The organism is Marivirga lumbricoides, from assembly GCF_014636295.1.
GTDB lineage: Bacteria > Bacteroidota > Bacteroidia > Cytophagales > Cyclobacteriaceae > Marivirga > Marivirga lumbricoides.
On the sequence record NZ_BMEC01000001.1, the window covers coordinates 253,511 to 267,383 of the forward strand.

A 13,873-nucleotide genomic window follows, 5' to 3' on the forward strand; every position below is an offset into this window, starting at 1 on the left:
TCGGTCGTTTTTTCTGAGTGACGTACAATTAAAAGCGTAAACTTTCAATTTACAGCTTGGCCAAATCTACGATTTGGCCCGCTAAAAAGTATCTATAACAATTTTAAAAAACACAGAACCAGCTATAATTTCATTTATAGTAGTGCGGTTTTATTCATTCAACATTATCATTTCAATAAGTTCATAGGCAAGCTTTGGAATTTCTTGTCTATTTTCTCTAGATATTCCTTCCATTTTCTGCAACGATTCTTTCAATTCTACATATATTGGATGCTTAAGCCTTGTAATTACATGCCCCTTGTTATTTTGTTCTGCTTCTATTTCTGCTTTTAACTTTGTAATGTCATATTCAATTGAGTTAATTAACCTCAAGCCCACAATGATTAGAGGGTTTGCACTTAAATTATTAATCTGATTATCCAGAAACACTAGTCCGTAATTCTCTAAATCTGAGATGATTTCATGTATTACTCTTGTTGTCGTTTCAATGCGGCCGTTATGATAATAATATGCGTCCTCAAGTGGCGTAATTCCTATGCCTCGTTTTTGAGAAATCAAATCACAGTGAGGATTAATCCAACCAGTATTGTATCCACTTCGACCAACAAAGAATGGATTAAGTCTTGAAGCTACAGAACAGGCACAGATTTTATCTTTTAAAGCAAAGGCTATGTCAAAACTCTCGAATATTTTCAGGGGGCCAATCTGTCTTGTTCTTAAAAACGAGTAATATTGGTTTTTATAGGAAGTAAATTGGAAATCAGGAAAATGTTTCTCCATAAGTGGTAATATTATTTTCTTGAATTCACCTCTTTTTAATTCAGAGGATTCATCCATTACCTTTTTCTTATTTCTAAACTTTTCAAAAAACTTCATCTATGTCATTTCTTAATACGCTACAACATTTCAATAGGCATACAATTCATTTTCGCTTCTTTACGTCATCTATTTTAAACCCATTAAGAGTCTGAATCACTGTTATTTCGTTCAGGTGTGTTAGTTCGAATCCAGTATCAGTAACTTCTACTTCTAAAATAAACATTCCCTCCTCTCTTTCTTCAAGTAGCTTGCACTTTGTAACGACAATATTATCCCAATCCTGTTGATCAATAAGAAACCCTATTCCAAATTCGGCATATGAAGTGTCATAAATGCCACCCCATTTTTGCTTAAACTGTTCCTTAGTTAAGGAGTTTTCACACTCATAAACTACACAAATCGCGTCTTGCATATATTCCGCATATTGTTCAGTTGTTATTTCATTAAGGGGTTTAAGAGGAAACTTAGCAAAGTACTCTTCAATAGTGGATGTTAGCCATTTCTGAACTTCATTAGATTCCTGAGCAGGAAGTTGAGTTATTGAAATCATAAAAATTGCTAAGATAAGAAGAGTTTGTTTCATAATTTATTCTTCAATAAATGGCTGATAATGTTGAGTATACGAAAAGTAATCGGTTAGGAAACACAAAAAATAACGCAAACTAAAATCCTTGATTTTACTAATATTGTGCTTATTTTATATATATAATTATTACCTGCTGGCTTTTCTTTCCATTTTCCACATTCCATACGGATTTTCAAATAGTTCATCTCCTTCGTTTGGTTGATTTTTCTCTTCACCAATTTCAAATATCGGTGATTGCATATCTGTGCTAAAAGTCTGTCCTATATTAATTTCAGGTTTTTCAATTAATTGATAATAGCTAAAAACCGAAAGCAAATTGACTGAATCTTGAAATTCTTCATTGTAGACAATACTGTCTTTTAATCCCAAGTTATGCATTCCACAGGTATAGGTTATTCCTTTCCCATCACTTATTGAATCCAAGACGTACATTTTGTAAAGGTTTGATTCATCAAAATCGGTTAAGAATTCAGTCCAGTGTTCTTTTGTAAATGCTTTTCCAGTTGTTTCTACTTTAATTCCTATTCCTCCGGATTTTAAAAGTGCATTTCCCGCATCGGCAATTTCTTTTGCGCTTTGCAAATCTCCAGTTTCTGCTGATAAGTATAAAACGTATTTGTGCTTATCGATTTCACCTAAAAATTCATCTGAAACTCGATTTATCATTCCTGCAAATTTGAACGAATCTTTCATTTTATTATCTCTTTCGCAAACTTCTAAATCAAATCCTTTATTAGTTTTTAGGTTCAGAAGTACCATTCCAGCAAATATGAAATCATTCATATTATTTTCCGCTATCGCAGTTACGATTTCCGTTCTGTCATTCCAATTTCCAGGTATGCAAAGAATAGTTTTAGGTTTTCTCTCCGTTTGATTAACTGATTTTTGTTTCTTTTTGAAAATATTGAACATAGTTGTGTTTCAGCTTGCAGCTAATATTTCAATAGGCGGACAATTCCGCTTATTCTCTTTATATTTTTCTTAACCAGCAGCAAACGCTTGTAAACATTTATAAATGCGTAATACCACCCTTAGGTTCATAAGGATAATAATAAGCTATTACTAAATTAAATCCTACATTTTCATCAAAAAGCAATGAAAATACCTGGAAGTAAGTAGCGGGTTTATTCAGTGAATAGATAAAATATGTATTGAAGGGTTACAGATGAGACACTTGCAACATATATAACCTAGGGGCCTATAAAAGTACGAATGGAACACTCGTACCACTGATCAGATTGGAAAACAAAAAAGATGTGGTGGTTTCAGAAAAAAAACGCTGTGCTTTTTAGCACAAAAAAAATAGCGAGAGTAATTACCCTCGCTTAACTTTTCAGGAAGCTGATTCCAACTCCATTTGGTAGTGCATAATATTGCACTCTTCAAACTGCTCGCCTACTTTTTCAAAACCAAAACCTTCATATAAATCAACAGCCTTCAGCTGTGCATGCAGGTATAGTTTCTTTCCTTTTGCTTCCGGATGCTGGTAAATATTCTCCAAAACAGCTCCCACCAATGCTTTGCCTACTCCTTTTCCTCTGGCTGATTTTAATACGGCAAATCGCTCAAGCTTAATGCCTTTATCGGTAAACCTCCACCGGGCTGTGCCGCAAGGAGCCCCGTCATCTTCCTTCGCTATAAAGTGGGTAGATTCATCTTCGTATTCATCATATTCCTCATCAGGTGCCACTTTTTGCTCTATCACAAAAACCTGCTCTCTGATAGAAAATACTTGTTTTAGCTCTTCTTTTGTTTCAACAGTTGTTACAGTAATCATTCGTCTTTATTTTTTTCGGCATCGTTTTTATCGTAAGCTTCAATGATCTGTCTCACCAACTTATGGCGCACCACATCTTCTCCGCTTAAATGCACCATGCCTATTCCCTTAATATCTTTTAAGATTCTTGTAGATTCCGCCAGCCCTGATTTTTGCCTTTTAGGCAAATCCACCTGGCTCATGTCTCCGGTAATAATGGCTTTGGAGTTAGGCCCCATCCTGGTCAGAAACATCTTAATCTGCATTTGGGTGGTGTTTTGTGCCTCATCCAGCAAAATAAATGCGTTGTGCAGGGTTCTTCCTCTCATATAAGCCAAGGGAGCAATTTCAATTACCCTGTTTTCCTGGTAATACTTCAGCTTCTCAGAAGGCACCATATCTTCCAGCGCATCGTAAATCGGTCGTAAATACGGATCAATTTTTTCCTTCAGATCTCCCGGAAGGAAACCCAGGTTTTCTCCGGCCTCCACAGCTGGCCTGGTGATGATTATTTTTCTTACTTCTTTATTCTTTAATGCCCGTACGGCCATGGCTACAGAAATATAGGTCTTCCCCGTTCCTGCAGGGCCAATAGCAAATACCAGGTCGTTGGCATTTACGCTCTCAACCAGTTTTATCTGGTTAGGTGTTTTGGCTTTAATAGCAAAGCCCTTGGTGCCAAAAACCAGTGTTTCTTCTGCATCAGCATGCAGGCGTTTCTGGCTTTCGGACTGTTCCTCATTAATATAGGTTTTAATGCTTTCTTCCGTCACTTTACCAAACTTATGGTAGTGGTCTACAAGCGACTGAACAATTTGATTGATGCGGATGATCTCGGGAGAGCTTCCCTGAATGCGGATTTCATTGCCTCTCGATATAATTTTTGACTTAGGAAAAGCGGAGGATAATTCATTGATATTACGATTTTCCACTCCTAAAAAATCAACCAGTGACACATTTTCTAAGGTAATAACTTTTTCTACCAAATGCTTTTTTTGTTTAAGGTTTTAAAATGAGTTAGTACTAAAATTTACGTAGTTTTGTTTTAAACAAATTTAATAATAATTCTACTGTTTGTATGCCTTTGATTACTTTTCTATCGGATTTTGGATGGCACGACCACTATGTTGCTTCGGTGAAAACCAAAATACTGGCTGAAAACCCTGAAACACAAATCATTGACATTACTCATAACATCAAAAAGTTTGATATCATTCACGGGGCGCAGGTACTAAAGGCTGTTTACCGCGATTTTCCGGAAGGCACCATTCACCTTACAGCCATCAACCTCAGGCAATCGGCCAAAGAAGCTATGATTGCCATTAAGCTAAATAATCAATACATTTTAGGAGGTAATAACGGTATGCTGGGTCTGTTGGATGAAAAAGCACCTCAGGAAATTATAAAAATTACTGAAAATGAACCTGGCAGTAATTTCCCTGCCAAAGATGTACTCGCAGTGGCAGCCAGCCAGATCGCAAGCAATAAAAGCTTTCAGGACTTAGGCACGCCAATGGATGAAAGTGAATTTGTGCGCTACCTACCTCAGCGGGTAAAAGCCACAAGAGAGATTATCCAGGGACATGTAATTCATGTGGATGATTACGGTAACCTCATCACCAATATTGGTAAAACTGATTATGACATCCTGAGCAAAGGAAAAAGCATTCAGGTAAAGTTTAGAAATTATGTACTTTCCAAAGTACAGCAATATTACCACGAAACTACTGGTGGAGAAGCTTTTGCTTTATTTAACGATCAGAATGTGCTTGAAATAGGTATTAAAGAAGGTAATGCATCTGAATTACTAGGCATGGAATACGGGAGTATGGTGAGTGTGAGGTTTTCGGATTATTAAATTCCGACAGTGAGGAATCGGAATAGCCTGTAAGCCTAAGGCTGGAGTAATTTAAACTAGGGTCACAACCATGTAAGTCAATATCTCATCCAACTTTGAAAAAGAAAATCTCGGTTTATTTTTTGTCTAGTAAAACTCACCCCTGATTTGTCCATGTCAAATCTGTCCCCTCTCTTCAAAAAATAGAGGGGAAGAATCCCGTAAATATTATATAAATCCCTCAAGTTTCTTCGGAATAATTATGACTTATAATATTTCCTTCCCTTCAAAAAGAGAAGGATTGTTCTCCAGCTGGCGATAAGGATAACCTGCCAGCCTCTGGTTGGAGTTAAAACTAAAGCCGTATTCTATTAAAAGACGAAGAAAACACCCCTATAATCCCCTCAATGGGATAGAATAGTTCTACTTATCCTTCAGCCATTCTTCAATATCCTGCAATAGCTGCTCTTTGGCTACATCATTCTGAATTTCATGTTTATTGCCCTCGTAACCATGCCACGAGAATAATGAATTACTATCGGCCAACTTTTTACTGGCAAAGGCATCCGTTATTTTATCAGCTAATCCGTGCGCTATAAAAACAGGATGATGAAACTTTTCACTCCTGGAAAGAATGGTCTCCCCTCCTTTTGTGATAACTTTAAATAATCGGGCAGAGATTTTATCATGGATTAATTGATCTTCCTTGTATTTCTTCACTTCATCAGGCAAAGTAGAAATTTCGCTTGCATCCAGTCCGCTGCTTTCACTAAAGGAAGGAATAATATCTGCCATAATATTCCCTGCCATTACTTTCCACTTCGCAGGCTGAAACACCAGCTTTATCCACGGAGAGGTGATAATAGCGCCCTCTATTTCATTGGATTGGTCCTTCAGCAGGTAATTCAGCACAATATTGCCGCCCATGCTATGGCCATACAGGTAGAGCTTTGCGTCAATATTATTTCTTCTTACTTTCCGCACGAAATATTCCACATCCAACAGTAATTGTTCCATTGAGGACGCATGGCCTCTTTTACCTTCTGAATTTCCATGTCCTCTTAAAGTAAGTATGGCACTATTTATATTCTTAGTAGCGAAATGCTCTGCCACATGCACATACCTGCCGGCATAATCCCCATGGCCATGAATGATTAGTAGTACTTTTTCAGGATTTTCTATCGCTGAAAAGCTAAGTATTTCAAGATTAAGGTTGTCCGAGGTTTTGAAAGAGGTAACTTCTGATTGCATACCGTAATATTAAAGAATAACAGGCAAAAACAGTATGATCTGGCATATAAAATCTTACAAATGCTATCGAAATACTATTCCAAAAGCAGATAAACCCCCGCAGCCAATGCTGCTCCTAAAGCAGGGCCGAGTATGGGAATCCAGCTGTAGGACCAATCACTACTTCCCTTTCCTTTGATAGGAAGCAACTGATGTACTATTCTTGGGCCTAAATCCCTTGCCGGATTAATGGCATACCCTGTGGTTCCCCCAAGCGATAAACCAATTACCCAAACTAAAATAGCCACGGGTAAAGCCCCTAAAGAACCCAATCCGATAGGTGTATTGGCTTCATTGAGCAATGCAGGAGGTGTTGAATAAAGAATTACGATGATTAATACAAAAGTACCTACCACTTCAGAAGTAAAATTTGAAGTTTTGTTTCTGATGGCAGGAGCTGTTGCAAAAGGCGCAAAAATAAGTGCAGGGTCATCAGTTTTAGCAAAATGATCTTTATAGATAATATAAGCTAGTAAAGCACCACAAGCTGCTCCCAATATTTGTGCAGGAATGTAGATCCATAATAATTCCCAGGCAAAATCACCTGTTATGGCTAAAGCAAGGCTTACGGCCGGATTAATGTGAGCTCCACTATAAGGACCAGCCACCACCACCCCGATAAAAACACCAAAAGCCCAGGCAGTTGTAATTACCATCCATCCGCTTTGTGTTCCTTTAGTACCGGGCAATACTACGTTGGCAACTACTCCTGACCCCATTAATATAAGCAGGAAAGTGCCTAAAAATTCTGCTACAAAAAAGTTCATGTATTTTTGATGGTTTTATGATTCAAGCCAGTCTTTACTTCTGCTCACTGCTTTATGCCAAAAATGTAAATTATTATTCACTTCTTCTTCATTTTCCTGAGGATCATAACTTTGGTCAATTTCCCATAATGCTTTCAATGCCTCCATATCAGGCCAGTAACCTACAGCCAGACCCGCTAAAAATGCGGCTCCCAGAGCAGTGGTTTCAGTAATTTTAGGTCTGTTAATTGTACATCGCACCAGGTCCGACTGAAACTGCATAAGAAAATTGTTTTCAGAAGCCCCTCCATCTACCCTCATTTCAGTAGTTTTATTCCCCGCATCTTTTTCCATTGCTTTTAGCACGTCATTCACCTGGAAAGCAATAGCTTCCAAAGCTGCCCGTGCCATATGCGCTTTTCCTGTGCCTCTTGTAAGCCCGAAAAAAGCTCCTCTCGCATCCTGATCCCAATGTGGAGCGCCCAATCCCGTGAGTGCAGGGACAAAGTATACGCCTTCATTACTTTCTATGGAAGTAGCTAATTTTTCTGATTCACTGGCATGTCTGAATAACTCCAAACCATCGCGCAGCCACTGGATAGCAGCACCACCAATAAAAACACTTCCCTCTAAAGCATACTGCACATCGTCTCCAATCTGCCAGGCTATGGTTGTGAGCAATTTGTTTTCAGAATGAACAGGTTTATTCCCTGTGTTCATCACCAGAAAGCAACCTGTTCCATAAGTGGTTTTAGCCATTCCCGGCTGGGTGCACAACTGACCAAATAATGCTGCCTGCTGATCGCCTGCAATGCCAGCGATAGGAATTTTTTGAGAGAAAATATCTCCTGAAGTAGTGCAGTATTGCTCGCTACTGGGTTTTACCTCAGGTAGAATAGAGGCCGGAATGTCAAATATTTCCAGTAGTTCCTCATCCCATTTCTTATCATGAATATTGAACAACATAGTACGGCTGGCATTGGTAATATCTGTAAAATGATGTTTCCCACTCGTAAGCTTCCAGATTAACCAGCTATCTACCGTTCCGAAACAGATTTCTCCTTTTTCGGCTTTCTCACGCGCTCCTTTCACATTATCCAGCAGCCATTTTATTTTAGTTCCGGAAAAATAAGCATCTATGATTAATCCTGTTTTGGCATTAATCTTTTCCGATAAACCTTTCTTCTTTAGCTCGTTGCAGTAGGCTGAAGTTCGTCTATCCTGCCATACAATGGCTTTATGAATAGGTTCACCTGTATTCCTATCCCATAAAATGGTGGTTTCCCGCTGATTGGTAATTCCGATTGCAGCAATTTGAGAAGCTATAATATTGGCTTTGGTTATAGCTTCGGTAGCTACAGAAGCCTGTGAGGTCCAAATTTCTTTGGCATCATGCTCTACCCAGCCAGACTTAGGGAAAAATTGCTTAAATTCTTTTTGTGCGACCGCTACAATTTCAGCTTTCTGGTTAAAAAGTATAGCTCGTGAACTGGTGGTTCCCTGATCAAGCGCTAAAATGTACTGGGGTTTGCTCATATCTTTTACAGTTTGCTATCTTAAAACTATTTCTATATTGTATACTTTAAAGCCAGTTTATTAAACGAGGCCAATTGTTTTCCTTTCCATTCCTCACTTTTGCCAAGCTCTGCTGCCATTATATCCGTCACCACGGGAGCCATTTTCATTGCTGCCTTTGCATCAAGAAAGAGAATTCTGATACGTCTGGCCAGCACATCTTCTATCTTCATCGCCATTTCATCTCTCACGGCCAACACTACTTCAGCTTTGGTATACGGATAATCAGGATGCAACTTCTCTTTCAGTACCGGATTATCCTTTTGTAATGTAATAATTTTTTCACGATCTGCTCCATATACTCCCAGATAGTCTGTAGACGGATTACTGACAGAGCCATGTATTTTTTGAGAAGTGGAGCTACTTTTAGGGATAGAAATGCCGGTAATTTTTGGGAAATAGACAACAGTATCCTCTCCCATCCTTCTAAAGGTGGTCCACTTACCTCCGGTTAAGGTAACTAAATTGCTTTCAGAAACAATTACTTTGTGGCTTCTGGAAATTTCCTTGGTCTTCTCGTTTTCATCTTCCGGTGCTGCCAAAGGTCGCAAACCGGCATACACGGAAAGCACATCTTTACGAGTGGGTGCTTTGGTTAAATACTCAGCAGCAGTTTTTAAAATAAAATCTATTTCCCTTTCCAATGGCTCCGGTTCCAGTTTAGGCTTTTTCCTAAGCGTATCAGTCGTCCCCACTACTAATTTATCATGCCAGGGAACAGCAAATAATACGCGGCCATCACTCGTTTCAGGGATCATGAGTGCATCTTTATCAGAAAGAAATGACTTGTCTAATACCAAGTGAATGCCCTGGCTCGGCTGAATCATTTTTCTTGCCTCCGGATTATCCATTTTAAGGATTTTGTCTGCAAATACACCCGTGGCATTTACCACCATTTTTGCCTGTATGTCATAAGCCTTAGTAGAGAGTTGATCAGTAACATGTACGCCATTTACCTTTCCGCTCTCATCTTTATTAAGATGTGTAACTTTCATGTAGTTCAGCATTACTCCCCCCATCTCATCGCAGGTTTGTGCCACGTTCAAAGCCAGCCTTGCATCATCAAATTGCCCATCGTGATAAACGACCCCACCTTTAAGGTTTTTATTATTCAAAGTAGGTAAGCGCTTCATGGTTTCCTCTTTTGATATAAAAGAAGAGCGGCCAATTCTCAACTTTCCGGCCATTAAATCATACAGCTTGAGGCCTACTGTGTATTTCAAACGATCAAACAATGAATAGATAGGGACAATAAAGGCCTGATCGTGCGCCAGATGAGGTGCATTTTTAAGCAACCTCCCACGCTCCTTCAGCGCCTCTAACACCAGCATGATATCACCCTGAGCCAAATACCTCACCCCTCCATGTACCAACTTTGTACTTCGGCTACTGGTACCTTTTGCAAAATCAGCCTTCTCTAAAAGTACTACCTTTAACCCACGAGAGAGCGCATCAAGTGCCACGCCCAATCCGGACGAACCTCCACCAATTACAGCTATATCCCAAAGAACATCTTTCTCCCCTGCTTTCTTAAGATTTTCTTTTCTATTCATTTTCTTTCGTTTGATTCAAAAATAAAACAAAAAGAAAGAAAATGAAAGCTTAAACTTAATTTTCTTCTTTAAAATATTTCCTTTTGCTTCTATTTCTTATCTTTACCCTATATTTTTGAAAACTATGACTATAGCAGAAAGGCATAAATACATTCTGGAGCAGCTTAATAAAGCTGGTTTTGTGGGGGTTACAGAATTAAGCACTCAGCTTGACGTTACAAAAGTTACTATCCGTAAAGACCTGAAGTTACTGGAAGACAAAGGGCTACTTTACAGATCTCACGGCAGTGCCACCCTGGCATCTCCCTACGTAAACGATAAGCCGGTAGACGAAAAGCAGCTTTTCCATGTGGAAGAAAAGAAACTTATTGCAGAAGCAGCTGCCAAACTAATTAAAGATCAGGATGCTATCATTATAGGCTCAGGCACTACCGTAGGTGCATTTGCTCAAGCTATCCCCAAAAACGCACGGCTCACAGTGCTTACTTCAGCCATGAATGTTACCATGGCATTGCTTGATGCCCTTGAAGTAGAAATAGTTCAACTAGGTGGCGTGGTAAGAAAAAGTAGTTCTTCAGTAGTTGGCCATTATGCGGAAGAAATGATGGAAAGCTTTGCATGCAGCAAACTTTTTTTAAGTGCCGATGGCATAAGCCTGGAACATGGCTTTACCACTTCCAACATGATGGAAGCTCATTTAAATACCAAAATGATAAAATCTGTGCAAAAAACCATTGTTTTAGCTGATTCCAGTAAGTTTGGAAAAAAGGGCTTCGGAAAAATCTGTGAGTTGGAAGATGTGGATCAAATTATTACCAATAAAAACCTGCCTGAGCAGTTTCTACATGCTTTGGAAGAAAAAGGAATTGAAGTCATCTTGGTTTAAAAGATGATTTTAATAACATTTGTGCCTACTGGCCTTTGAATAAATTCTATATTTGCATTTGAATCCTAAAAATTAGCTACTTCCTTGAAAAGAACCGTCATTATAATTTTCATTCTCGTTTTTATTCTTGCCAGCGGATATGGTATTTACTATTACTGGAGCAAGCAAAAATCTTTGGATGTTTGGTCCTTAGTTCCTGAAAATGCTTTTCTGGTGTATGAAAATACTAACCTGGTAGCTAGCTGGAACGACATTCAGGAAAACCCCATCTGGAAAGATTTATTGAACATTGAATCTTTTAAAGAGCTAAAAAATAATTTCGAAAGCCTAGACAGCTTAACCGGGCAAAATGGAGCGCTGGATGAATTGTTTCAGAATAATCCGCTCCTGATATCAATGCATTTAACAGCGAAAGATGATTTTGATTTTGTGTTCTATCAAACGCTCAATACTACAGGGCAAATTGAAGTGGTAGAAAACATAGAAAAGCATATAGAGGGACTTAAAAAGTCTGAAAGGAAATATGACAATTTCATCATTAGCGAGCTGAAGAACAAGGAAAACCAGGTGGTGTTCAGCTACCTCTTCCTCAAAGGAAATTTTGTAGGGAGTTTCTCTCCTATTTTAGTGGAAGATGTGATCAGAAAAGTGGGAAAAGATGAACCCGGCTTTCGAGAGAAAAATCAATCGAGCTTTAAAATAGCCAAATTCCAAAACGATGCAGGCAATATATTTGTTAACTTCAACAGGCTCAACTGGCTTTTTAAAATATTTACCCGCGATGCCAGCAACGAATTACTAAGCATTCTTGAAAACTTTTCCGGCTCTACTTTTCTGGATTTCGTTTTTGATCAAAATCAACTTTATTTCAACGGCTACACTTTCCTGAACGATTCCAGTGCTTACCTGAAAATATATGAAAACCAAACAGGAGGAGATATCAGCATGGAAAACCTTCTTCCTGCCAGAACTGCTCTTTTAGTACACGAAAGGTTTAGTGATCCTGCAAGATGGTACGAAAATGTATTGAGGTTCTGGAATAATAAAAAAGCAAATTTTAGCACTGAACAACGTGCAGTTGCTGAAAAGTATCCTGTGGATTTCCGGGAGTTTCATACTTTTATGAGTGGAGAAAATGCTTTAGCAGTACTCAATAATATCTCCTCAAAAAATGAATCCGACAAATTGGTTTACATCAAATTAAAAGATGAAAATGAAGGATTAAACAGCTTCAACAAGCTGGCGGAGCAGGCTGCAAAATTTAAATCAGATACGCTCTATTATGAATTTTATTCTGACAAAGAAATAAGGGAACTGGCAATTGAGGAATTCCCTTATTGGTTGTTAGGCCCTAACTATAAGGGCTTTGAAAATACTTTTTATACTATTTTCAACAATTTTATAGTATTAAGTAATAATATCCAGACAATTAAAACACTTGTGCTCGATCTTGAAACGGAAAGCACTTGGGGTAAGTCCATCAAACAAAACCAATTTATTGAATCTACCCTACAGGAAGCTAACCTGAGTGTCTTCATTAACAATGTACAAGCGTGGCCTATGTTGCTTCCTGCACTTAATGATAAATGGTCTGACTTTTTTAAGCAAAATGAATACCCACTCAAAAATCTGGAGCTTATCGCTTTACAGTTTAGCAATGAGGGCAGTAAATTCTATACCAACCTGGAGGTAAATCATTACGAACACGAAATTGCCTCTGAAATGGAGTATTATGACCAGGTACTGCAGGTAGTGCTTCCGGCTCCCATTACCAGCAAACCATTTGTAGTAAGAAACCATGATTCGGGATTATTTGAAACCATTGTTCAGGACAGTGCCAACAACCTCCATTTAATTAGTAATAGCGGACAGGTATTATGGACGGAACCTTTAGAGGGAAAAGTGGTAAGCGATATCTTTCAAATAGATTTTTACAAAAACGACAAACTACAATACGCATTTGCCACAAAAAATAAAGTGTATCTGCTTGATAGAAATGGCATAGCATTAGAAAACTACCCTATTGAGCACAGTGGGGAAGATAATACCCAGTATTTTAATGTAATTGATTACGACAAAAGTAAAAACTACCGATTTATAACCGCTACGGAACAGGGGGATCTATTCCTTACCGATAAATATGGAAAGCTACTCGGAGATTGGGACCCTATGAAACTGGGAGACAAAATTGCTTCTATTCCTCAACATATAAGGATCAGAAGTAAGGATTTTATGGTGGCATTACAGGAAAATGGAACCATTAATATAATGAGTAGAAATGGTGAAATGAAACCTAACTTTCCTTTTAAAATTGAAGACAGGCTATCTGACAATCTGTTTTTTGAAGTAGGCAATAGTTTTGATAAAAGCTACCTGGTTACCTTAACAAATGGTGGCGAACTGGTAAAACTAAGTTTTACAGGTAAGGTAGATAAGAAAGATCAAATGTATATGCCTACCAAAGAAACCATCTTTAAAATAATACCTGATGCAACCGGCAGATCTTATCTTCTGGCCAGGCAGGATCTTAACCGCGTGAGTCTCTTAAACCCTAATGGTGAACTGCTTTTTGATAAGGATTATTTGAGCCGTGAGGAAATGGAAATTCAGTATTATCAGTTTGCAGCAGAAAAAGAGCTGATAATCATTACAGACAAAATACAGGATTTCACCTATATCTACACTAAGGATGGTACATTAATTAACAACCAACCTATTGAAAGTGGAAACCAAATAGCTATGATTTATTATGGAAATGAGAACTCCATCCATATTTATAAATGTCACGAAAATACATTTAGCATCTTAAAGTTTAATTATTAAAT

The 13,873-nt window shown here is 38.2% G+C and carries 12 protein-coding genes; 3 read left to right on the plus strand and 9 right to left on the minus strand.

Annotation, left to right across the window (positions count from 1 at the left end; all coding sequences use genetic code 11):
* Window positions 1–150 precede the first annotated feature (150 nt).
* From IEV85_RS01105 to IEV85_RS01125, 5 genes are all read right to left on the minus strand, one after another.
* The gene (locus IEV85_RS01105) at window positions 151–876 is read right to left on the minus strand and encodes a hypothetical protein (RefSeq protein WP_188459955.1); all 726 of its coding nucleotides are present in this window, start codon (window positions 874–876) and stop codon (window positions 151–153) included.
* Window positions 877–922: 46 nt separating this feature from the next.
* Complete coding sequence (locus IEV85_RS01110; RefSeq protein ID WP_188459956.1) at window positions 923–1,402, minus strand: hypothetical protein; 480 nt, start codon at window positions 1,400–1,402, stop codon at window positions 923–925.
* 129 nt (window positions 1,403–1,531) lie between these two features.
* Window positions 1,532–2,317, minus strand: coding sequence for a DUF4261 domain-containing protein (locus IEV85_RS01115; protein WP_188459957.1), 786 nt, complete (start codon window positions 2,315–2,317; stop codon window positions 1,532–1,534).
* 421 nt (window positions 2,318–2,738) lie between these two features.
* Window positions 2,739–3,182 (minus strand): GNAT family N-acetyltransferase, encoded by a 444-nt coding sequence (locus tag IEV85_RS01120; RefSeq protein ID WP_188459958.1) that lies wholly within the window; start codon window positions 3,180–3,182, stop codon window positions 2,739–2,741.
* Window positions 3,179–4,147 carry a PhoH family protein gene (locus IEV85_RS01125; protein WP_188459959.1) on the minus strand — a complete coding sequence of 323 codons (969 nt, stop codon included), beginning with the start codon at window positions 4,145–4,147 and terminating at the stop codon, window positions 3,179–3,181. Before IEV85_RS01125 ends, IEV85_RS01120 begins: the two co-directional genes overlap by 4 nt.
* A 92-nt stretch (window positions 4,148–4,239) precedes the next feature.
* Between IEV85_RS01125 and IEV85_RS01130 the strand changes: the two genes are divergently transcribed.
* Window positions 4,240–5,019 (plus strand): SAM hydrolase/SAM-dependent halogenase family protein, encoded by a 780-nt coding sequence (locus IEV85_RS01130; protein ID WP_188459960.1) that lies wholly within the window; start codon window positions 4,240–4,242, stop codon window positions 5,017–5,019.
* 402 nt (window positions 5,020–5,421) lie between these two features.
* Here the strand turns inward: IEV85_RS01130 and IEV85_RS01135 are convergent, their stop codons facing one another.
* The 4 genes from IEV85_RS01135 to IEV85_RS01150 all read right to left on the minus strand — a co-directional run bounded on the left by IEV85_RS01135 (window position 5,422) and on the right by IEV85_RS01150 (window position 10,162).
* Window positions 5,422–6,249 carry an alpha/beta hydrolase gene (locus tag IEV85_RS01135; RefSeq protein WP_188459961.1) on the minus strand — a complete coding sequence of 276 codons (828 nt, stop codon included), beginning with the start codon at window positions 6,247–6,249 and terminating at the stop codon, window positions 5,422–5,424.
* A 74-nt stretch (window positions 6,250–6,323) separates the two neighbouring features.
* Complete coding sequence (locus tag IEV85_RS01140; protein ID WP_188459962.1) at window positions 6,324–7,055, minus strand: MIP/aquaporin family protein; 732 nt, start codon at window positions 7,053–7,055, stop codon at window positions 6,324–6,326.
* 15 nt (window positions 7,056–7,070) lie between these two features.
* A complete protein-coding gene (gene glpK, locus IEV85_RS01145) occupies window positions 7,071–8,570 on the minus strand; it encodes a glycerol kinase GlpK (protein WP_188459963.1) in 1,500 nt (499 codons plus the stop codon).
* Between the two features lie 32 nt (window positions 8,571–8,602).
* Window positions 8,603–10,162 carry a glycerol-3-phosphate dehydrogenase/oxidase gene (locus IEV85_RS01150; protein ID WP_188459964.1) on the minus strand — a complete coding sequence of 520 codons (1,560 nt, stop codon included), beginning with the start codon at window positions 10,160–10,162 and terminating at the stop codon, window positions 8,603–8,605.
* 124 nt (window positions 10,163–10,286) lie between these two features.
* Between IEV85_RS01150 and IEV85_RS01155 the strand changes: the two genes are divergently transcribed.
* Both IEV85_RS01155 and IEV85_RS01160 read left to right on the plus strand, forming a co-directional pair.
* Window positions 10,287–11,048, plus strand: a complete 762-nt coding sequence (locus IEV85_RS01155) for a DeoR/GlpR family DNA-binding transcription regulator (protein WP_188459965.1) — start codon at window positions 10,287–10,289, stop codon at window positions 11,046–11,048.
* Window positions 11,049–11,132: 84 nt separating this feature from the next.
* On the plus strand, window positions 11,133–13,871 hold the full coding sequence (locus tag IEV85_RS01160; protein ID WP_188459966.1) for a hypothetical protein: 2,739 nt from the start codon (window positions 11,133–11,135) through the stop codon (window positions 13,869–13,871).
* The last annotated feature ends 2 nt before the right edge of the window (window positions 13,872–13,873 follow it).